Source organism: Halorussus gelatinilyticus (genome assembly GCF_023238445.1).
Classification (GTDB): Archaea; Halobacteriota; Halobacteria; order Halobacteriales; family Haladaptataceae; genus Halorussus; species Halorussus gelatinilyticus.
Window position 1 is genome coordinate 2,458,980 of the sequence record NZ_CP096658.1, and the last position, 18,895, is coordinate 2,477,874.

At 67.0% G+C, this 18,895-nt stretch carries 21 protein-coding genes, 1 tRNA gene and 1 pseudogene; 6 read left to right on the forward strand and 17 right to left on the reverse strand.

The genetic code is table 11. The features are described from left to right. The first annotated feature begins 22 nt into the window (after positions 1 to 22). On the forward strand, positions 23 to 1,234 hold the full coding sequence (locus M0R88_RS12675) for an inorganic phosphate transporter (protein WP_248653871.1): 1,212 nt from the start codon (positions 23 to 25) through the stop codon (positions 1,232 to 1,234). Between the two features lie 99 nt (positions 1,235 to 1,333). On the opposite strand, the gene M0R88_RS12680 is transcribed toward M0R88_RS12675, so the two are convergent. After that, positions 1,334 to 1,624 carry a hypothetical protein gene (locus M0R88_RS12680; RefSeq protein ID WP_248653872.1) on the reverse strand — a complete coding sequence of 97 codons (291 nt, stop codon included), beginning with the start codon at positions 1,622 to 1,624 and terminating at the stop codon, positions 1,334 to 1,336. 75 nt (positions 1,625 to 1,699) lie between these two features. Here M0R88_RS12680 and M0R88_RS12685 point away from each other — a divergent pair, with 75 nt between their 5' ends. Continuing rightward, entirely contained in the window at positions 1,700 to 2,434 is a 735-nt protein-coding gene (locus M0R88_RS12685) for a cupin domain-containing protein (RefSeq protein ID WP_248653873.1), read from the forward strand. A 13-nt stretch (positions 2,435 to 2,447) separates the two neighbouring features. Here the strand turns inward: M0R88_RS12685 and M0R88_RS12690 are convergent, their stop codons facing one another. The 3 genes from M0R88_RS12690 to M0R88_RS12700 all read right to left on the reverse strand — a co-directional run bounded on the left by M0R88_RS12690 (position 2,448) and on the right by M0R88_RS12700 (position 4,481). Further along, positions 2,448 to 2,669 carry a hypothetical protein gene (locus M0R88_RS12690; protein ID WP_248653874.1) on the reverse strand — a complete coding sequence of 74 codons (222 nt, stop codon included), beginning with the start codon at positions 2,667 to 2,669 and terminating at the stop codon, positions 2,448 to 2,450. Positions 2,670 to 2,889: 220 nt separating this feature from the next. After that, a complete protein-coding gene (locus tag M0R88_RS12695) occupies positions 2,890 to 3,321 on the reverse strand; it encodes a universal stress protein (RefSeq protein WP_248653875.1) in 432 nt (143 codons plus the stop codon). Between the two features lie 74 nt (positions 3,322 to 3,395). Next, positions 3,396 to 4,481, reverse strand: a complete 1,086-nt coding sequence (locus M0R88_RS12700) for a phosphotransferase family protein (RefSeq protein ID WP_248653876.1) — start codon at positions 4,479 to 4,481, stop codon at positions 3,396 to 3,398. 129 nt (positions 4,482 to 4,610) lie between these two features. Here M0R88_RS12700 and M0R88_RS12705 point away from each other — a divergent pair, with 129 nt between their 5' ends. Then, the gene (locus M0R88_RS12705; RefSeq protein ID WP_248653877.1) at positions 4,611 to 5,804 is read left to right on the forward strand and encodes a threonine synthase; all 1,194 of its coding nucleotides are present in this window, start codon (positions 4,611 to 4,613) and stop codon (positions 5,802 to 5,804) included. A gap of 15 nt (positions 5,805 to 5,819) precedes the next feature. Here the strand turns inward: M0R88_RS12705 and M0R88_RS12710 are convergent, their stop codons facing one another. The 3 genes from M0R88_RS12710 to M0R88_RS12715 form a co-directional block, all read right to left on the reverse strand. Further along, entirely contained in the window at positions 5,820 to 6,959 is a 1,140-nt protein-coding gene (locus M0R88_RS12710; protein WP_248653878.1) for a YncE family protein, read from the reverse strand. A 141-nt stretch (positions 6,960 to 7,100) separates the two neighbouring features. Next, positions 7,101 to 7,226 carry a hypothetical protein gene (locus M0R88_RS18665; protein WP_256468562.1) on the reverse strand — a complete coding sequence of 42 codons (126 nt, stop codon included), beginning with the start codon at positions 7,224 to 7,226 and terminating at the stop codon, positions 7,101 to 7,103. A gap of 334 nt (positions 7,227 to 7,560) precedes the next feature. After that, the gene (locus M0R88_RS12715) at positions 7,561 to 7,731 is read right to left on the reverse strand and encodes a hypothetical protein (protein ID WP_162224145.1); all 171 of its coding nucleotides are present in this window, start codon (positions 7,729 to 7,731) and stop codon (positions 7,561 to 7,563) included. A 232-nt stretch (positions 7,732 to 7,963) separates the two neighbouring features. On the opposite strand from M0R88_RS12715, the gene M0R88_RS12720 reads away from it, so the two are divergent. From M0R88_RS12720 to M0R88_RS12730, 3 genes are all read left to right on the forward strand, one after another. Continuing rightward, positions 7,964 to 8,713 (forward strand): metal-dependent transcriptional regulator, encoded by a 750-nt coding sequence (locus M0R88_RS12720; protein WP_248653879.1) that lies wholly within the window; start codon positions 7,964 to 7,966, stop codon positions 8,711 to 8,713. A 157-nt stretch (positions 8,714 to 8,870) separates the two neighbouring features. Beyond that, positions 8,871 to 10,157: a putative manganese transporter gene (locus tag M0R88_RS12725; protein WP_248653880.1), complete on the forward strand. Its 1,287-nt coding sequence runs from the start codon at positions 8,871 to 8,873 to the stop codon at positions 10,155 to 10,157. Positions 10,158 to 10,241: 84 nt separating this feature from the next. Beyond that, on the forward strand, positions 10,242 to 10,958 hold the full coding sequence (locus M0R88_RS12730) for a LysE family translocator (protein ID WP_248653881.1): 717 nt from the start codon (positions 10,242 to 10,244) through the stop codon (positions 10,956 to 10,958). A gap of 347 nt (positions 10,959 to 11,305) precedes the next feature. Here the strand turns inward: M0R88_RS12730 and M0R88_RS12735 are convergent, their stop codons facing one another. The 10 genes and pseudogenes from M0R88_RS12735 to M0R88_RS12780 form a co-directional block, all read right to left on the reverse strand. Beyond that, a complete protein-coding gene (locus M0R88_RS12735) occupies positions 11,306 to 12,016 on the reverse strand; it encodes an HD domain-containing protein (protein ID WP_248653882.1) in 711 nt (236 codons plus the stop codon). A 280-nt stretch (positions 12,017 to 12,296) separates the two neighbouring features. Continuing rightward, positions 12,297 to 13,019, reverse strand: a complete 723-nt coding sequence (locus tag M0R88_RS12740) for an alanyl-tRNA editing protein (RefSeq protein ID WP_248653883.1) — start codon at positions 13,017 to 13,019, stop codon at positions 12,297 to 12,299. Between the two features lie 100 nt (positions 13,020 to 13,119). Continuing rightward, on the reverse strand, positions 13,120 to 13,413 hold the full coding sequence (locus M0R88_RS12745; RefSeq protein ID WP_248653884.1) for a hypothetical protein: 294 nt from the start codon (positions 13,411 to 13,413) through the stop codon (positions 13,120 to 13,122). Positions 13,414 to 13,590: 177 nt separating this feature from the next. Beyond that, positions 13,591 to 13,797, reverse strand: a complete 207-nt coding sequence (locus M0R88_RS12750) for a DUF2065 domain-containing protein (protein WP_248653885.1) — start codon at positions 13,795 to 13,797, stop codon at positions 13,591 to 13,593. Positions 13,798 to 13,966: 169 nt separating this feature from the next. After that, positions 13,967 to 14,070, reverse strand: a tRNA-Gln gene (locus tag M0R88_RS12755). A 71-nt stretch (positions 14,071 to 14,141) separates the two neighbouring features. After that, positions 14,142 to 14,570, reverse strand: coding sequence for a metal-dependent transcriptional regulator (locus M0R88_RS12760; RefSeq protein ID WP_248653886.1), 429 nt, complete (start codon positions 14,568 to 14,570; stop codon positions 14,142 to 14,144). Next, positions 14,567 to 15,058 (reverse strand): ferritin-like domain-containing protein, encoded by a 492-nt coding sequence (locus M0R88_RS12765; protein ID WP_248653887.1) that lies wholly within the window; start codon positions 15,056 to 15,058, stop codon positions 14,567 to 14,569. The genes M0R88_RS12760 and M0R88_RS12765 overlap by 4 nt, the downstream gene beginning before the upstream one ends. 213 nt (positions 15,059 to 15,271) lie before the next feature. Then, the gene (sufD, locus tag M0R88_RS12770) at positions 15,272 to 16,486 is read right to left on the reverse strand and encodes a Fe-S cluster assembly protein SufD (RefSeq protein WP_248653888.1); all 1,215 of its coding nucleotides are present in this window, start codon (positions 16,484 to 16,486) and stop codon (positions 15,272 to 15,274) included. Beyond that, positions 16,483 to 17,912 (reverse strand): annotated as a pseudogene (sufB, locus tag M0R88_RS12775) (Fe-S cluster assembly protein SufB). Before sufB ends, sufD begins: the two are co-directional and overlap by 4 nt. Before the next feature lie 9 nt (positions 17,913 to 17,921). Then, a complete protein-coding gene (locus M0R88_RS12780) occupies positions 17,922 to 18,833 on the reverse strand; it encodes an ABC transporter ATP-binding protein (RefSeq protein WP_248653889.1) in 912 nt (303 codons plus the stop codon). Between the last annotated feature and the right edge of the window lie 62 nt (positions 18,834 to 18,895).

Consider the following 18,895-nt stretch of genomic DNA (forward strand, 5'->3'; position numbering starts at 1 on the left):
TCCACCGGACCGACCGCCAACCGTGACTGACCTCCTCTTTTGGGCGCTGGTCGTCCTCGCCACGCTGACCGGCCTGTTCACGGCGTGGGCGCTCGGCGCGAACAGTAACTCGCCGCCGTTCGCGCCCGCCATCGGCGCGAACGCCATCTCGACCATGCGCGCGGCGTTCCTCATCGGGATTTTGGCGGCGCTGGGCGCGCTCACTCAGGGCGGGAGCATCTCGGACACGGTGGGCGCGGGCCTCATCGACGGCGTGGCCATCACCTCGCTGGCGGCGACCGCGGGCCTGCTCACCGCGACGGCGTTCATGGCCTTCGGCGTCTACACCGGCTACCCCGTCCCGGCGGCGTTCGCCACGACCGGGGCGATGATCGGCGTGGGTCTGTCGCTCGGCGGCGAGCCCGCCTTCGAGACGTACCGGCGAATCGCCACCTTCTGGGCGCTCGTCCCGCCGGTCTCGGGCGGACTGGCGTACCTCACCGCGACGGTCCTCCGGCGCGACGACATCCCCGAGACGGTCAGCGTCCCGCTGTTGGCCGGCGTCGTCGGCGCGATAGTGGCGAACGTCGAGTTGAGCGTCATCCCCGCACCGCCGGGTGAGGAGCAGGGGTCACTCGCGGGATTCGTTGCACAACTCGTCGGGTCGCCGGAACTCGCCGGCGTGGACTTCGTGGCCGCGCTCGTCACGCTCGCCGCCGGTGCCGCGAGCTTTCTGTTCATCCGGCGTCGGACGCAGGTCTCGGTGGACAAGGGCGTCAAGACGTTCCTCGTCGTCCTCGGGAGCGTCGTCGCGTTCTCCAGCGGCGGGAGTCAGGTCGGGTTGGCGACCGGTCCGCTCGAAAACCTCTACCGCGCGGAACTCGACCTGCCGGGTATCCTCCTGCTGGCAATCGGCGCGACGGGCATCCTCGCCGGCGCGTGGATGGGCGCGCCGCGACTCCTGCAAGCGACCTCGCGGGAGTACGCGCAACTGGGCATCCGGCGGTCCATCGCGGCGCTGGTTCCGGGGTTCGTCATCGCACAGGCCGCCATCGCGCTCGGCATCCCCATCTCGTTCAACAACATCATCATCTCGGGGGTCATCGGCGGCGGTCTCGCGGGCGGGTCGGCGGGCGTCTCGCGCCGGAAGATAGGCGTGACCCTCGCGTTCTGGCTCGTCACGCTGGTCGCGTCGGTCGCGGTCGGCTACGGTCTCTACTGGGCGTTCGCGCAGGCGCTCGGCGGCGCGGTGTAGCCCGACCGTCGGGCGTCGAGGCCCTCGGCGTCCCGGCCGTCAGCGCCGGGGCCGTCAAGTATCGGAGCCGTCTGGCGGCCGTCAAGCATCGGGGACCGTTCAGCGCGTCGCCCTCGACAGTCCCGCGAGGACGCACGTCGAACCGAGTCCGGCGGTGAGGAAGGCGCGAATCCAGCGGTACCCCGGCGCGTAGACGCCGCTCTCGTACAGTCCGGTCAGGTTGTGTACCGTGTCGAACAGGAGGAGGACGCCGACGCCGGCGACGAACCCGTAGAGAATCACGGCCGCGATTCCGGGGTCGGCGTCGGTCGCGTCGGCGGTCGCATCGGCGGATTCGCGGCCGGTCGCGCCGCGGTCGCTCTGCCCCTCGTCGGAACCGTCGGTGGCCATACCGAATCGGAACGCGCCGACTCGAAAAAGTTGACGAAGCGAAATCATTTCCCGCGGGTCCTCGAATCCCAGCATATGAAGAACGTCGCCATCGCCGACGTCGACCCCACCGAGTTCGGCGACGACGCGGCGGTCCGCGAGGGCGCGGACCGCCTCGGCGCTACCGACCTCGCGGTCAACCACTACCGAATCCCGCCCGGCGAGGGGTTCCCGAGCGGTCTCCACGCCCACGGCGACCAAGAAGAGGTTTTCGTCGTCCTCGACGGCACGGCGACCTTCGAGCGCCTCGGCCCGGAGCGCGAGGCGGCCGACGAAATCGCGGTCGAAGCGGGCGAGGTCGTCCGATTCGCGCCCGGCGAGTACCAGTCGGGGCGCAACGACGGCGACGAACTCCTCGTGGCGCTCGCGCTCGGGGCACCGCCCGACAGCGAGGACGTGCGCGTCCCGCTCGACTGCCCGGAGTGCGGCCACGGCTATCTGCATCCCGAGGCAGGCGGAGAGAGCGAGGCGAACGGGGGAAGCGAGACGGACGAGGAGGCAGGAGCGGCCGACGGAGAGACGGGCGAGACGGGCGTGACCCTCGACTGTCCGGCCTGCGGCGCGGCGAACGTCCCGCGGGGGTGTCCCGACTGCGGCGCGGAGATGCGGGTCGCGCTCGCCGGGTCCGACGGCGCGCCGTCGGACCCGGCGAGCGCAGGGACGGGGGATGGAACCGAGACGGCGACCGAGAGCGAGACCGGCGTCTCCGCCCGGACCGTCGTCGTCTGCACGGAGTGCGGCGGCGAGGCTCGAAGCCCGTTCGAGACGTGAGGACGAGAACTCGCTACGGTCCGCTCGCGTCGGCGACGACGGTGTAGATGCCGTTGGCGAACTGCTTCATCGCGTAGTAGACGCCGACGCCCCAGACCAGCAGCGCCGGGACGATACCGAGCCACGGTCCCAAGGCGTCGTAGATACTCGACGCGACGAAACTTCCGCCGGCGAGGAGGACGGCACCGGCCAGACCGGAGACGGCGGCTTCATCGACGGCCGCGTTTCGAGTCATACGGTTTCGTGCAGGCGGAGAGCTGTTAAATATCTTCTACCAGCGGCGCGCTCGCCGACGCCGCGGCGTCGGCGAGTCGAACTCAGGCGTCGTCTTCGACGCGGACCGTCGCGCGGCCGTCGAGGGTAAACGCCGTGCTGTTGGTCTTTCTTCGTTGTCACTTCGTCACTGACGCTTCCGCCACTGTGAGGTTCCGAGGCTTCCCGGTCCCGACGACGCCTCACCGGACGACCGTCACCGTCACGGGCGCTTCCGTGACGACCGTCGTCGCCACCGTCCCGAGGAGTCGGCGGGCGAGTTCGTGGCGCTCCCCGCCGTGGCCGCCCATGACGACGTGGTCCACGTCGCGGTCCCCGACGAAGTCGAGGATGGTCTCGGCGGGGTCGCCGGTCTCGACCGCCGTCTCGACGCTTCGGTCGGCCGCGGCGGCCCGTTTCTCGGCGCGGTCGACGAGGTCGTCGGCCCGTTCTCGCGCGCTCTCGCGGCGCTCCTCGCCGGGTTCGAGGACGCCGCTCTCGCTCATCGACGCGTCGAGCGGCGTCACGACGTTCAGGACGGTGACTCGGCAGTCGAAGGTGTCGAGCGCGTGGACCAGCGCGTCGTCGGCGAGCGGCGACCCGTCCAGCGGGACGAGGACGTGCGAGCGACTCATGCAGGTCGGTTCGGTCCCCAGCGGTAAGTATGCGCACCCGATAGCGAGGTTCGACACCCGGCGTCCCCGTCGCGCTACTCGATTTCGGCGAGTCGCTCCCGGACGAACGACCGATACGCGCGCTCGACGGCCGCCGGGTCGTCGCACGACTTCCAGTCCAGCGCGACCGACATCCACCGCGACCGCTGGACCAGCAGGTAGTACGGGTAGTTCCCGTTCACGATTTCGTCCGGGTCGATGCCGCGCTCGCGGGCGTAGCTCCGCCGGAGCAGGTGACGGAGGTCCGCCGCCCGGTCTTCGGTAGGCAACTGGACGCGAATCGTCGCGTCCTCGGCGAACGCGAGGTCCAACCGGTAGTCGCCGACGTAGGGGTCGCCGAAGTCGAGCACAGTCCGGACGTCGAGGCCGCCCTCTTCGTCCGACCCGAGGACGAAGTTGTCGAGGTGGAAATCCCGGTGAAGGACCGCCGGGGTCTCCGGCTCCGTAATCGCGTCGGCCACGCCGTCGAACGCCGCGACGATGTCGGGCACGAGGTCGGCGAACCGGCCGGGGTCGTCGCCGCACTGCACCTGCTCGACCAGCGAGGCCGGGTGGTCGGCCAGCGACGCGAACACTTCGCCCCACGAGTCGCCGCCGTCGGCGGTGAACGCGGGCGTCGCTCCCGCCTCGGGGTCGGTCATCCGGAGCGGGCCGCAGTCGTCGGCGTCGAGGGAAGCCGCGACCGGACCCTCCGCCTCTGCGAGTCGGAACTCGTGGAGTCGCGCGAGGTGGCGACCGACCGCGCGGACCAACCGCTCTCGGTCGGCCCACGAGAGTCCGTCGAGGTCCCGAATCTGGCGGCCCTCGCGGTGTTCGAGCAGGAAGTGGAAGACGCCGAGCGGACCGCCGTCCTCGGCTGTCGCCAGCACCTCCGGCACCGGCAGCGTCGTCGCGTCGGCGAGCGCCCGCAGGAGGTACGGCTCCGGCCGGAGTTCGGCGGTGGTGTTGAACGTCGCGGCCTTGAGGACCGCGACCTCGCCGCCGGCGAAGCGAATCCGGTAGATAGCGTTGATGCCCTTCGAAATCGGCGTCACGTCGGCGACGGCGCGCCCGCGGGCCTCCCGCGCGGCCCGAGCGACCGCCTCGGCGTCGGGTTCGTCCAACCGCTCGTCTCGAACCATATTCGTCCATGCCGGACGAGCGGTAAGTTTCTTCCTACGGTTTGTCACTTCGTGGCGGCGGGACCGCGAGGGACCCGACCGCCGCCGCGAAGGGGCAGGGATTAGTCGCTCGACTCCGAACCCCCGGCCATGGAGACTACCGACGCGTTCGTCGGCCTGACGTGTGTCGATTGCGAGGAGACGTTCGACGCCGAGCAGGCGACCCACCGCTGTCCCGACTGCGGCGGGATTCTCGACCCCGACTACGACTACGACGAAATCGACCTGTCGCGGGAGGACCTCGAATCCCGGCGCTTCGACTCGATGTGGCGCTACGAGGAACTCCTGCCGTTCCCGCGGAGCGCCGCCGTCTCGATGGACGAGGGCGCGACCCAACTCGTGGAGTGTCCGGACCTCGCCGACGAGATGGGCGTCGGGCGCGTCCTGTTCAAAGACGAGGGCCGGAATCCGACCGGGACGTTCAAGGACCGCGGCCAGACCGCCGCGATTACGGCGGCCGCCCAGCACGGCGCGACCGACGTGGCGCTCAACTCCGCGGGCAACGCCGGGCAGTCGGCCGCGGCCTACGCCGCTCGCGCCGACCTCCAGTCGCACGTCTTCCTGCCCTCGCGGGCCGGGTTCACCAACAAAGCGATGGTCAACGTCCACGGCGGCGACCTGACGGTCGTCGAGGGGCGCATCGGCGACGCGGGCGAGGCCTACGCCGACGCGATGGACCAACACGACGACTGGTACTCGGTCAAGACGTTCGTGACGCCCTACCGCCACGAGGGCAAGAAGACGATGCTCTACGAAGTGGTCGAGCAGAACGACTGGGAGGTGCCCGACGCCGTGGTCTACCCGACCGGCGGCGGCGTCGGTCTCGTCGGGATGCACAAGGGAGCCAAGGAACTGCGAGACCTCGGCCTCACCGACGAGATTCCCTCGATGTACGCGGCCCAGTCGTCGGGATGCGCGCCCGTCGTCGAAGCCTTCGACGAGGGCAAGGAGGTTCACGAGGTCTGGGAGACCCCCGACACCATCTGCGGCGGTATCGAGATTCCCGACCCCGGCGCGAGTCCCATGATTCTGGACGCGCTCCGCGAGAGCGACGGCGGTGCGGTGGCGACCAGCGACGAGGATATCCTCGACAGCGCGGTCGCGGTCGCCCAGAAGGAAGGCCTGGAGATGGGCGCGACCTGCGCGGCGGCCGCCAGCGGGGCGTGGGAACTCGCGCGCCGCGGCGAGTTCGACGACGACGACACCGTCGTCCTGCTCAACACCGGCGCGGGCAACAAGGACGACGACGTGTTACGAAGTCACCTGATGAGCAAGGGCGTCTGAGCGGCGGCGGACCGCTCAGTTGCCCGAGTCGTACTGCACGTCCGAGAAGAACGGGTACTTCGGCGTCGAGACGCGGTCGGTTATCTGGTGGGTCTCGGTGTCTATCACGACCAACTGGTCGCGGCCGGTGATGGTGACGTAGGCCTCCTCGCGGTACGGCGAGACGAAACAGCCGTGGGGACCGAGTCCCGGCGGGACGAAGTCTCGCTCGGGAAGTGGCGGCTGTATCTCGTCTTGGTCTTCGACCGTGATGATGTCCTCGGCGCGGTAGTTCCCCTCGGTGGGGTCGTCGGGCGCGCGGTAGACCGTCACCGCGTCGGACTGAATCCCCGCGACGAATATCTTCTCGCCGTCCTGTGTCGCGTGGATGTCGGCGTTCTGGTCGGTCAGCGGCCGCTTGCCGAGGAGTTGGCGCTCGCTCACGTCGATGATGCCCATGTCGTTCGACAGCGCGTTGGCGGTGTAGACGACGCCGCGCTCGTGGTCCACGTGGAGGTTGTGCGGGGCCTTCGAGACCGGGACCCTATCGACCATCTCCAGTCGGTCGAGGTCGATGAAACCGAGGCTGTTCCCTGCCTGATTGGTGACGTAGGCGAAGCCGTTCGCCACGTCGAAGACGATGTTGTGCGGGCCGTTCCCCACGTCGATGGTCTCGCGAACCTCCAAGCTCTCGTTGTCGATGACCGCGACCTGATTCGCGCCCGCCACTTCCACGAACGCGTCGTTCGTCTCCGGGTGGACATTGACACCTCGGGGCGCGGCGTCGAGCGGGATTCGCTTCACCTCCTCCTGCCGTTCGACGTTCACCACCGAAACGTCCGCCGACGCGGTGTTGGGCGCGTAGGCCAACTCGCCGTCGGTCGAGACCGCGCAGTACAGCGGTTTCTTCCCGACCGGTATCTCGGCGAACACCTCCTTGGTCTCTTGGTTCAACAGCGCGACGGAGTTCGCCAGCCGACAGGTGACGACCAGCGGCCGGTCGGTGGCCTGCCCGGTGGCGGTCGTAGTCTCCTCACCTTCGGTCGTCGTCCCGTCTCCCCCAGTCGTCGTCTCGCCGTCCTGCGCGGACGCGACCCCGCCGACGAGGCCCGTCGCCGCGACCCCGCCCGCGGTTCGGAGTACGTCACGGCGATGCGTACGGTCTTCTGAGTTCACACTACTTGCAGGGACGAGACTTCAATAAACGCCGTGGCCGTTGCTTTAGATAAGAGCGATTAGATGTTCGCCTCGGCGAGGAAAGCGGGGTTACGGCGGTCACGCGCGGCAAGTGGCGCTCGTCGCCGTCCGCCCTCGCGGCTACTGCTCGACGCTCACCGGGTCTTCGGCGATTATCCACGCGTCCGGTGACTCTTTCGACCGCAGTTCGAGGCTCCCCTCGTGGAAGTGAGCGGTGATCCGCTCGCTCGTCTCGGACTCGGACATCGTGTCTCCCGCTACGCCGGACCCCGACATTACTATTCGGCGTCTACGCGGGAGTACAGGCCGTCTAAGCCGAGATACCGCCGGGCTACGCGTCGATACACGCGGACTACGCACCGATACGGCCGGGCTACTCCGGGTCGGTGCGACCGCCTTCCGCGAATCCCGGCGTCGTCGCCAGCCAGACTGGACGAGTCGCTGGAGTCCGTCCTGTCGCCGGAACCGGCCATATCCCGGAGTCGGTCGCGTCGCCGGAGTCGGTCGCTAGGCGTTCGCGAGTTCGGAAGTCGAGAGTTCGGAAACCGGCGACGGAGACGCCGAGAGACGGGGCCGAAAATCAGTAGAAGTATACTTCGAACTCGTCGCCGCAACTGCTACAGTCCACCGTCGTCCCCGTGAGTCGGTCGGCGTCCCTGAACTGCGGGTCCGACTCGCCGCCGTCCGTGACCAGTTCGACGGACCGGTCCTCGCAGTTCGGGCATCCGATACTCGTTGCTGCTTGCGACATGTCCGCAACGACGTGAGCCGACGGGTTAGTTATAAACCGTCTAAACGACCCGTGGAACCGGCGTTTGTCGCGGACTACTTCCGACTAGCCTCAGTGTACGCTCGGTCCGACCCCGGTTGTCGGCACCTATCGACCGTCACGGGGACCGTACTCGGCGTCGAAATTCGCGCGGGACGGGGGAACCGACCTGAGACAAATATAAGTTTTAGACGGGTCTAATCGGACCTACGTGATGCTGAGCGACGTAATGGAAGACTACCTCAAAGCGATCTACGCCCTCCAGCAGGACGAGGAGGGTCCCGTCGCCACGTCCGCCATCGCCGAATATCTGGACGTGACGCCCCCGACCGTGACCAGCATGGTCGAGAAACTCGAAGACAGAGGGCTGGTCGAGCGCGAGAAGTACAAGGGGGTCGAACTCTCCGCGGAGGGGGAGACCGTCGCGCTCGAAGTTTTGCGCCACCACCGCCTGCTCGAATCCTATCTGACCGAACACCTGGACTACTCGTGGAGCGAGGTCCACGAGGAGGCCGACACCCTCGAACACCACATCAGCGAGGAGTTCGAGGAGCGCGTCGCCGAGGTACTCGGCGACCCTCAGGTGGACCCCCACGGCGACCCCATCCCGAGCGCCGACCTCACGCCGCCCGAGGAGGACGACACCGCGGCGCTCTCGGAGTACGCGCCCGGCGACAGGCTCGTCGTCGCGCGCGTCAGTGACCGCGACGAGGAGGAACTGCGCTACCTCGCGGACGCCGGCATCGCGCCCGGCACGGAACTCGAAGTCGTGGACGTGGCCCCGTTCGGGATGGTGACGGTTCGCATCGCCGACGCGCCCGAGGACTGTCCGGACGCGTCCGAGGACCGCTCCGACGAGAGCGCGCGCGAGCAGAGCCTCCCGGAGTCGGTCGCGGCGTCCATCCGCGTGCATCGCATCGACGCCGAGGGTCCGACGCCCGAGTCCGGAGTCGGCGGCGTATAGCTTCTCGAGACGTCACGCTGGCCGCCCTACTTCTTTAGCTAACCCCAAAAAGATAAGTACGTCTTCTGCCGTACGTACTTTTGATGCGTCTAAAAAATGGATTTGCCCTCCGGAATTCGGCCGGCCGTAGACGCTCACGACGTCGGTGGTCGGCGTGATGGGCGCGAACGAAGCGTTCGACATCCTCGTCGGGTCGTGGCGCGAGGGGTTCGTGCAGGTCAGCGGGTTCGTCGCCGTCACGGTCCTCCTGTTCAGTCTCCTCCAGTACCGCTACGACGGCCGCCTCGTCGAACTGCTCGAAGACCACGAGCGACTCCAACCCCTCGCGGGCGGACTGCTCGGACTCACGCCGGGGTGCGGCGGCGCTATCGTCGCGATGCCGCTGTACATCCGCGGCTCCATCAGCTTCGGCACCGTCGTCGCCACGCTCGCGGCGACCGCGGGCGACTCCGCGTTCGTCATCCTCGCGCTCGCTCCCGAGGCCGCGCTCTACGCCTACGCGCTCGCGTTCGTCTCCGGCGTCACCTTCGGGTACATGGTCGATGCGTGGGGCATGGGCGTCGGACGGGTAGACGACGCCGTGGAACGCTTCGGCCGCCCGATGACCGACGGCGGGTTCGCCACCGCGAGCGTCGCGGACGGCGGCCCGAGCATCCCCGACTACGACGGGCCGGGTGGTCACGGCCACGACTGCGACAACGGGCACGGTCACGACCACGACTGCGAACCCGGCCACGCCCACGGCGGCGCGCCGCTGTTTCTCCCCGACGAATCCCGGCTGTTAGCGCGGGTCACCCACGCGGTCCACGTCCTCTGGTGGGTCGTCGCGGCGGGCGCGCTCGTCGCCGGCGTCGCGTATCTGGCGAAGGGTGCAGCGGAACCCGCGTGGCAGGTCGCGCTCACGTACGACGGCCTGTTCACGGTCGCCGGTCTCCTCGGCACCACGCTGTCGTTCTACCTCTACTTCGTCGGTCGCCACTACATCGGCGAGGGCGACACCGGCCGCGTCCGCGAGTCGTTCGCCAGCGCGTACGAGACGTTCCAGCACGCCGCCATGGAGACCGCCATGGTCACCGTCTGGGTCATCGCGGGCTACCTCGTCTTCTCGTACGGCATGGCCGTCTTCGGGCTGGACATCCGCGCGCTCTCGGACACCGCGGGCGTTCTCGCACCGATCGCGGCGGCCGCGCTCGGACTCGTCCCCGGCTGTGCGCCCCAAATCGTGTTCGCACAACTGTACGCCATCGAAGGGGCCATTCCGTTCTCCGCGCTCGCGGCCAACGCGGTCAGTCAGGACGGCGACGCGCTGTTCCCGCTGATGGCCATCGACGCGAAGGCCGCCATCATCGCCACCATCTACACGACGATTCCGGCCGTCTTCGTCGGCGTCGGTCTCCACTACTTCTGGCCGTACGCCAGTTTCGGGTTCGGCGTCCTCGGGTAGTTCGGCTCTCCGAATCGCTGCGCTCGACCGCCGCTTCGCTCGGGAGAGACAGATTTTTCTCGTCCGGGCTATCACTCCCGATGGATGTTCGACGTCGTCGTCTCGGCGCTCGCGGGCGTCGCCCTGGGCCTCTCGCTGGCGGCCCCGCCGGGGCCGATGAACGCCATCATCGCCGAGGAGAGCGTCCTCCGCGGGTGGGGGTCGGGCTTCCGCGCTGGCCTCGGCGCGATGTCGGCCGACGCCTGCTTCTTCGTGCTGGCGCTGCTTGGCGTCGTCACCGTGGTCCGCGACGTGCCGGTCGTCCAGCGGGCCCTCTTCGGCTTCGGCGGACTCCTGATGCTGTACTTCGCCTACGGCACGGCGACCGACGCCAACGAAGCGTTCGGCGGCGACGCGGGGAACGGAGCGGACGATTCGACCGCGAGCGGCGAGGGGATCGAGACCGCGACCGACGGACCGCCCGAAGGCGAGGACAGCAAGGGGTTCCGGAAGGCGTTCGTGCTGGCGCTGACCAACCCCTACCAGATTCTCTGGTGGCTGACCGCGGGCGTCGGCCTGCTCGACCCCGGCACGTTCGCGCTGGACTGGCTCGGCGGCCTGACCGTCTCGACGGGCAGTCCGGTCATCGTCGTCGGCTTCTTCGCCGGTATCGCGCTCTGGATTTCGGGGTTCCCGGCCGCGCTGGTCACGGTCGGGCGGCGCGTGGACGCCTTCGCGCCCGTCGTCGCCTATCTGAGCGCCGTCGTGCTGGCGCTGGCCGGCCTCTCGTTCCTCTCGAAGGCGACCGGCTTTCTGGCGTAAGGGAGAGCGCCGAGGGTTCGAGTTTCGCGCATCTTCATTGACTACGGGGTGCGCTCCGTTTCACCGGCTACGGGACGCGCCGCGTCCGCGCTCGCGCAGTTCTGTGCGAGCGCAGACGCAGGCGGGGAGGGACGGGGCGCGGTCGCGGTGCTGTTGCAGTGCTGTGCGGGAGACTCCTCGGCGTCGGTAACAGTGCGGTTCGCGGATGCAGTGTCGTGCGGTCGCGGTCCGATTGGTGACGGGAGTCGCTCGCTTCGATCAATGTCCAGTTTGCCTGCGAAGTCACCGAACACGTCAGCACTCGCTCCCCGACCCGAAAAACAGCCGACTCCGCGGCCGTCCGCTCGCTATGGCCGTCGTTGCGTCCGGCGGTCCGAGGACTCCTCGTGGTCCATCTCGGGAACCTCGCCCTCCAGCCACTCGCGGAACCACTTGACGCGCTTCAGGCGCTTGTGGGCGATGCCCTCCGCGGTGTCGGTCTGGACGCGACCGGCGGCGTCCTTGCCGCGTTCCATCACTCTATCGACCATCTCGGCGGCGTCCATGTGCGTGCGGGCCTCGTAGCCCATCCGGAGGAGCATCAGCGCGGTGCCGTTCGCGCCCACCTTGTCGAGCAGGTCGGCCTCGATGAGACACTGGGTCTCCTTCGGCAGGTCGGTCAGGTCGCCCTGATAGGAGTGGTTCTCGACCGCTTTGCAGACCTCCTCGATGAACGATTCCGGGAAGTCGCCGTGGGTTTCGAGGTACTTCCGGGCGATGCGCGCGCCCTCCTCGGCGTGGACCTCTTGGTCGGCGTCGAGTTTGGCGATGTCGTGGAACAGCGCCGCGACGCGGGCCACGTCCACGTTCGCGCCCTCCTTCTCGGCGATGGTGCCCGCGAGGTCCACCACGTTGAGGATGTGGTTGAACCGGTACTCCGCGGAGTGCCACGGGTACCACCGCATCCGACCGCCGCCGTCCTCGTTCTCGACGCTGGCGGCGAGATACTCGTAGACGAAGTCCTCCATCTCCTCGAACTCGGCGTCGGTGACGGGTGACTCCTTAATTTCGACTCCCACAGAACCACCTCGATTTGCAGACGTTCGTGCTCATTCTTACTCGTATAAACGAATGATTGACTCTTTAGACTTACGACGACGATACTGAGAACGGTTCGGCGGTTTCTCCGCGTTCGTCCGGAACGCGCGTCGCTCGAATCGGGGGCCTGAACGCCGACTGTCGGCAGGTTCCTGACACCTCGGGGTCGGCGCGCGTCCGCGACGCACGTCGGTGGCCTCCCCCCTCACCCACCCGCCTACCCACCGACGCGCGCACGGCGACTCGGTGGTCGGCCGCGCGCTACGCCGACAGCACGAACTCGATGCGCTCGGTCGCCTCGCCCTTCGACTCCCGATTCGTTATCTCGACGCGGCCGACCTCGCCGAGGCTATCGACGTGCGTACCGCCGCAGGGGCAGTAGTCGAACTCCTCGATTTCCACGACGCGGAGCGGGTCCACTTGGTCGGGGATGAGATTCAGGAGCGCGCGCCCTTCCTCGGTCTGCTCTTCGACCTCCTCGCGCGGGCGCTCGGCTTTCGTGACTTCGAGGTCGCGCTCGATGGCCTCGTTCGACAGGCGCTCGATGCGCGCGACGTTTTCCTCCGAGAAGTCCGCCGGTTCGAAGTCGATGCGCGAGCGGTCGGCGTGGACCTGGTTGCCCGCGGTCTCCGCGCCGTACTCGTCCAAGACGACGCGCGAGACGACGTGCTGGGCGGTGTGCATCCGTCGGTGGGCCTCGCGGCGCTCGGCGTCGATGCGCCCCGAGACGGTCTCGCCGACTGCGGGGCGCTCGCCCTCGAACGCCTCGACGTAGTGGCGTACGTCGCCGTGGTTCTTCCGGACCGACGTCACCCTCGCCGACCCGCCGTCCCACGAGAGGTCGCCGCGGTCGGCGGGTTGGCCGCCGCCCTCGGGGTAGAAGTACGTCCCGTCGAGGACGAGGTAGTCGTCGCCCACCTCGCTGACGGTCGCCTCGAACTCGGTCACGTCGTCGGCGTCGGGAAGATAGCGTTGCTCGGTCACACCCGGCCCAAGGCGGTCCAGCGGCTTAACCGATTGGCTGGCGGAACGTCGGGACACCGTCTGGACACCGCTCGTCGCCCGCGCCAGCGCTCGGGCGGGGTCAGTTCAGCCATCCGGCGACCCGTCGCCGGAGTCGCGCGAACAGCGGCGTCCGCTGCGGGTCGTCGTCGTCGCGACTCGGCCGCCGGGTCGCGCTCTCGGCCGCCGACTCGCGGCGGGCGTGCGCGGGCCGGGCCTGTTCGCGTGTCCGGAACAGGTCGCGGGTGGCGAGCGCGAACAGCGACGCGCCGAGGAACGTCCAATCGACGACTCGCGGTCGCCGAGCGCGCCGGACGGCGACGTAGCTAACGCCGACGAGGAGTACCGAAGCGAGTACCAGCCACGTCAGTTGCATCGGTCTCGGGCGTCGGGACCGCGGGACTGTCGGTCGGTGTGAACGGGGGCCATCGTCGGCACCGACGGGTCGGAGCGGTTTTGTTATACGTCGTCTGACGACCGTCACGGAGTCTTCCACGTTGCCGCCGAAGCGAGGTGCGAGCGGTAACGACTCTTTGTAGCCGAGTAGGCACGGTCATCCGACCGTCGCGGCGAGCGTGATTACCCCGGCGAGCAGACAGACGAGACCGACCCGGCGCTTGTGGTCGGCGAACTCCTCGCTCGGTTCCGGCGGGACGTTCAGGAGGTCCGACTGGACGCGGAGGACGGTCAGCGGGAACAGGTAATCCGCGAAGCCCCACGCGACCAAGACGAGGCCGAGACCGAGTTTCACGGGGTGCATGGAGTGACACTAGTCAACGTGGGACACGAAATAAGTTATTGCGGCGTTAGGGACATCGCTGTCGGCGGTGGCGGTGTCTCGATAGGCTTCTAGCTCGGGTCACGTTGGCCGAACGTCCGCGAGTCGTCTCGGCTACCGACCGGACGGAGAACACGAACGAACGGTGGAGTAGTCCCGGGCGGATTCGAACCGCCGTCATAGGCTGGCTTCCGTAACGGCTCGTGACCCGCTACGTCCAAAGGCCCATATGATTGGCCACTACACCACGGGACTGCATCCGTTCCTAAAGCGACGAATTACTTGAACGTATCGCAATCGAAAAGCCCCGGCAAGCCCCCGCAAACTCAGTCGGCTTCGCCCTCGCCGACCAACTCGGCGCACATGTCGGCCTCGGCGTCGAAGCAGTCCGGGCATTGCGGTTCGCGGTCGATGATTGTGTCGAGTCGCTCCGCGACGGTCTCGTCGATGACGCTCTCGAGGGCCTTCGCCTCGCTCGGAAACTCCTCGACTTCGAGGACGTTGTGGAGGAACCGCTCGATGATGCAGTAGGTCTGGAGCGCCTCGCGGGCCTGCTCGATGCCCTCGTCGGTCAGCGAGACGCCCTTGTACTTCTCGTGGTCGGCCAGTCCGCGGTCCTGAAGCTTGCCGATCATCTCGTTGACGCTCGCGGGACTCACGTCGAGACGGTCGGCGAGCGCGCCGGTCGATGCGGGACCGTTCTCCATCCGCTGCACGAGATAGATCGCCTTCAGATACTGGTCTGCGGTGTTCATGCTCGTCTCTCCATGAATTTCGTCACTTCCTCGACGCCGTCGGCCTCTTCCTCGCGAATCGCTTTCAGGGTCGCCAGCAGTTCCTCGCGGTCGAGCGCGTAGTCGGTGTCGCTGGCCTCGATGGCCTCGATGAGGTCGTCGTAGAACTTGTAGGCGGTCTCCTCGCCGTGGAGTTGGTCGTAGAGAATCCCGTCGAAGCCCTCGGGTCCGGTCTGGGCGTAGCGGGCCTCGACCAGTCGTTGTATCTCTTCGAGGGGCACCGCCTCGGCGTCCAACTGGTCGATGAGGGCCTCCAGTCGGCGACGGTGGTCCGCGGACTCCTCGCGGGCCTCGTCGAGCAGTTCCTCCACGTCCGCGTCGCGCTCGTCCGCCGAGAGCGTCTCGTAGTGGCGGGCCGCGCGGACCTCGACGACCTCCTCCAACACGATGCCGATCTGGAGCAGGCGCGCGAGTTGGTTGTCGGTCGAGACGCGGTCGTTGACCGTCATCCCGACCACCCGTGGTCGTCCGTCGATACCGCTGTCATGAGTAGACAGTGGGGAGTTGGGAGACTTAACAGGTTTGGTCCGACGCGTGCGGTACTGGCGGACCGGGCACGAGGCGAAGAGACGAGCGGAGCAGACGAGAGAACAGGAGAGAATAGAAGCGAATCAGAGAGAGGAGAACCGGAGAGAAGAGAACCGAAGACGACCGCTGGACGACTACTCGCGGAGTCGTTCCTGCACGCGCAGTTCGAGGTCCTCGCGCAGTTCCTCGACTTCGACCTCCTCGAAGACGGGGACGAAGAAGCCCTCGACCAGCATGTTGCGGGCCGACTCGTCGTCCAGACTGCGGGAGGTCATGTAGAACATGTCCTCCTCGTCTATCTGGCCGACAGTGGCGGAGTGGCTGGCCTCGGTGTCGTGGTTGTTGATGATGAGCTTCGGCGACGCGTCGGCCTCGCTCTCGTCGCTCAGCATCAGGGTGTTCTCGCGCTGGTAGGAGTTGGTGTCCCACGCGTCACGGCCGACGTCTTGGACGCCCTCGTAGACCGAGCGCGCGTCGTCGTCGAGCACGCCGCGGGTCACGAGGTCCGCGGTGGTGTGGGCGGTGTTGTGCCAGACGCGGGCCGCGATGTCGAAGTGCTGGTCGTCGTGGCCGAAGAACGCGCCGACGGTCTTGGTCTCCGAACCCTCGCCGTCGAGGTTCGTCTCGACCGAGGACTTCGTGAGCCGCGAGCCGATGTTGCCCTCGACCCAGTTGACCGTGGCGTAGTCGGCGGCCTCGCCGCGCTTGAGCGTGTAGTTGTACGTCTCTTCGTCCAAGTCTTGGAGCGAGCCGTACTGGATGTGGCTGTTCTCGCCCGCGGCGACCTCCACGATGCCGCTGTAGTAGCGGTCGCCCTCGATGTCTTCACCTGTATCCTGTCGTTCGAGGATGGTGACGGAGGAGGACTGCTCGGTGACGACCAGCGTGTAGTTGAACAGCGACTGGGAGTGCTGGGTCGTCCGGATGGTCACGTCCTCGGCGTCGACGTTCTCCGGGACGTAGACCAGCGTGCCCGTGCTGAACAGCGCCGTCGAGAGCGCGGTCAGGTAGTTCTCCTGCGGGTCGATGACGGACCCGAAGTGTTCTTTCAGGAGGTCCTCGCGCTCGTCGATGGCCGCAGCGAGCGGCAGGACCTCGGCCTCGTCGGGACCGACTTGGTCCTTCTCCTCGGCGGCGTTCAGCGGGTCCACGAAGCTCTCGTAGTCGAGCGCGTCGAGGTTGGTCCAGTCGCGGCCCGGCGTTCGAATCACGTCGGGCATCTCCAGTTCGCCGAGCGCGTCGAGCGCGTCGAGGCGCGTTTCGAGCAGCCAGTCGGGTTCGCCGAGTTCGTCGGAGATTTCCCGGACCGTCTCCTCCGAGATGGTCTCGTGTACCTGCGTCGCAGTCATCCGAGACTCCCCTCCATTTCGAGTTCGATGAGTCGATTGAGTTCGACCGCGTACTCGATGGGCAGTTCCTCCGTAATCGGCTCGATGAAGCCGGAGACGATCATCTGCTTGGCGTCGTCGTCGTCCAGTCCGCGCGACTGGAGGTAGAAGACGTCCTCGTCGCCGATTTTGCCGACGGTCGCCTCGTGAGCGACGTCCACTTTCGACTCGTCGATCTCCATGTACGGCATCGTGTCCGACGTGGACTCGTTGTCGAACATCAGCGCGTCGCACTCCACGCTGGTCGAGGAGTGTTCCGCGCCCTCGGAGATGTGGACGAGGCCGCGGTAGTTGGTGCGGCCGCCGTCCTTCGAGATGGACTTCGATTCGATGGTGGACTTGGTGCGGGGCGCGTTGTGGTAGACCTTCGCGCCGGTGTCGATGTTCTGGCCTTCGCCCGCGAACGCGATGGTGATGTTGTTCGCGGAGGCTCCGCGGCCCTTCAGGATGGTGCAGGGTAGAGCATGGTGGCTTTGGACCCCATGCTGCCGGAGACCCACTCCATGCGCCCGCCCTTCTCGACGATAGCGCGCTTGGTGTTGAGGTTGAAGGTGTTCTTCGACCAGTTCTGGACGGTCGAGTACTGGACGTGAGCGTCTTCGCCGACGAAGACCTCGACGCCGCCGGAGTGGAGGTTGTGGCTGCCGTACTTGGGCGCGCTGCACCCTTCGATGTAGTGAACCTCCGAACCTTCCTCGGCGATGATGAGAGTGTGCTCGAACTGGCCCATCCCTTCCGAGTTCATCCGGAAGTAGGCTTGGACGGGCATCTCGACCGTCACGTCCTCGGGGACGTAGACGAAGCTCCCGCCACTCCAGACCGCGCCGTGGAGGGCGGCGAACTTGTTGTCGCTCGGCGGGACGCAACTGGTCATGAAGTGTTCCTTCACGAGGTCCTCGTGTTCCTGGACGGCTTCGTCCATGTTGCAGAACACGACGCCCTTTTCCTCCCACTGCTCCTGCATGTTCTGGTAGACGACCTCCGACTCGTACTGTGCGCCGACGCCCGACAGCGCCTTGCGCTCGGCTTCCGGGATACCCAGCTTCTCGAAGGTGTCCTGAATATCTTCGGGCAGGTCGTCCCAGCTATCCGCGCCCTCGCGCTTGTCCACGTCGGGGCGGATGTACGGAACGATCTCTTCGACGTCGAGTTCCGTGAGGTCTGGCTGGCCGGGCCAGTCGGTCGGCATCGGCATGTTCTGCCAGTGTTCCAGCGCCCGGAGCCGTCGGTCGAGCATCCAGTCGGGTTCGTCCTTGTCCTCGCTGATGAGGCGGACGACCTCCTCGGTCAGTCCCTTGTCCGACCGGACCGCCGCGCTCTCCTCTTTCTTGAACGCGAAACGCTCCTCCGTGTTTGTCTCTTTCAGTTGGTCTTGTTCCGAACTCATGCTATCACCTTAAGCCGCCTCGTAGACTTCTTCTCGGACCCAGTCGTACCCCTTGTCTTCCAACTTCTCGGCGAGTTCCGCGCCGCCGCTCATGGCGATTTCGCCGTCGAGCATGACGTGGACGTGGTCGGGTTCCACGTAGTCGAGGATGCGCTGGTAGTGGGTAATCTGGAGAATCCCGGTTCCCTGCTCGTCGCGCAGGGCGTTGATACCGTTCGACACGTCCTGCAGGCGGTCGATGTCCAGCCCGGAGTCGATCTCGTCCAGCACCGCGATGGACGGTTCGAGGATGGCCGCCTGCAGCACCTCGTTTTGCTTCTTCTCGCCGCCGGAGAAGCCGGCGTTGAGGTACCGCTGGGCGAACGTCTCGTCCATGTCGAGCAGTTCCATCTTTTCGGAGAGGATCTGCTGGAACTGGGCGACGTCGACCTCGCCCTCGTCGGCGGGGCCTTCCATCGGACTCGTGTCGTAGCCCGCGTCTTCCTCTTCGTCTTCGGCTTCGGCCTCTTCCTCGTCGTCCTCGAAGAGTTCCTCGCGCTCGTCGAGTTTCGCGTTGAGCGCCTGTCGGAGGAAGTTGACCATCGTGACGCCCTCGATTTCGGCCGGGTACTGGAATCCGAGGAAGACGCCGAGCGCCGCGCGCTCGTTCGGTTCGAGGTCGAGCAGGTCCCACGAGCGCTTCTCCTCGGGAATCTCCTCGCCGAACTCGTCGTCCTCGAGGGTGAGGACGATTTCGCCCTCGGTTACTTCGTAGGCGGGGTGTCCGGCGACGACCTTCGCCGTCGTGGACTTTCCGCTTCCGTTCGGTCCCATCAGCGCGTGAATCTCGCCGGATTTGACTTCGAGATCGACGCCGTTGAGAATCTTCTCGTCGGCCTCGACCACCTCAGCGTGTAGATTTTTGAGTTCTAGCGTTGCCATTGTTAGGCTCACCTAAGTCGTTCGGAGAATGGGTTGTGCGACCCATAATGCTTTCGCATTCC

Excerpts from the sequence above, each read along its gene's own strand:
- M0R88_RS12680 (WP_248653872.1), bottom strand. The coding sequence starts at position 1,624 with ATGGCCACCGACGGTTCCGACGAGGGGCAGAGCGACCGCGGCGCGACC.
- M0R88_RS12685 (WP_248653873.1), top strand. The coding sequence starts at position 1,700 with ATGAAGAACGTCGCCATCGCCGACGTCGACCCCACCGAGTTCGGCGAC.
- M0R88_RS12690 (WP_248653874.1), bottom strand. The coding sequence starts at position 2,669 with ATGACTCGAAACGCGGCCGTCGATGAAGCCGCCGTCTCCGGTCTGGCC.
- M0R88_RS12695 (WP_248653875.1), bottom strand. The coding sequence starts at position 3,321 with ATGAGTCGCTCGCACGTCCTCGTCCCGCTGGACGGGTCGCCGCTCGCC.
- M0R88_RS12700 (WP_248653876.1), bottom strand. The coding sequence starts at position 4,481 with ATGGTTCGAGACGAGCGGTTGGACGAACCCGACGCCGAGGCGGTCGCT.
- M0R88_RS12705 (WP_248653877.1), top strand. The coding sequence starts at position 4,611 with ATGGAGACTACCGACGCGTTCGTCGGCCTGACGTGTGTCGATTGCGAG.
- M0R88_RS18665 (WP_256468562.1), bottom strand. The coding sequence starts at position 7,226 with ATGTCCGAGTCCGAGACGAGCGAGCGGATCACCGCTCACTTCCACGAG.
- M0R88_RS12715 (WP_162224145.1), bottom strand. The coding sequence starts at position 7,731 with ATGTCGCAAGCAGCAACGAGTATCGGATGCCCGAACTGCGAGGACCGG.
- M0R88_RS12720 (WP_248653879.1), top strand. The coding sequence starts at position 7,964 with ATGCTGAGCGACGTAATGGAAGACTACCTCAAAGCGATCTACGCCCTC.
- M0R88_RS12725 (WP_248653880.1), top strand. The coding sequence starts at position 8,871 with ATGGGCGCGAACGAAGCGTTCGACATCCTCGTCGGGTCGTGGCGCGAG.
- M0R88_RS12730 (WP_248653881.1), top strand. The coding sequence starts at position 10,242 with ATGTTCGACGTCGTCGTCTCGGCGCTCGCGGGCGTCGCCCTGGGCCTC.
- M0R88_RS12745 (WP_248653884.1), bottom strand. The coding sequence starts at position 13,413 with ATGCAACTGACGTGGCTGGTACTCGCTTCGGTACTCCTCGTCGGCGTT.
- M0R88_RS12750 (WP_248653885.1), bottom strand. The coding sequence starts at position 13,797 with ATGCACCCCGTGAAACTCGGTCTCGGCCTCGTCTTGGTCGCGTGGGGC.
- M0R88_RS12760 (WP_248653886.1), bottom strand. The coding sequence starts at position 14,570 with ATGAACACCGCAGACCAGTATCTGAAGGCGATCTATCTCGTGCAGCGG.
- M0R88_RS12765 (WP_248653887.1), bottom strand. The coding sequence starts at position 15,058 with ATGACGGTCAACGACCGCGTCTCGACCGACAACCAACTCGCGCGCCTG.
- sufD (WP_248653888.1), bottom strand. The coding sequence starts at position 16,486 with ATGACTGCGACGCAGGTACACGAGACCATCTCGGAGGAGACGGTCCGG.
- M0R88_RS12780 (WP_248653889.1), bottom strand. The coding sequence starts at position 18,833 with ATGGCAACGCTAGAACTCAAAAATCTACACGCTGAGGTGGTCGAGGCC.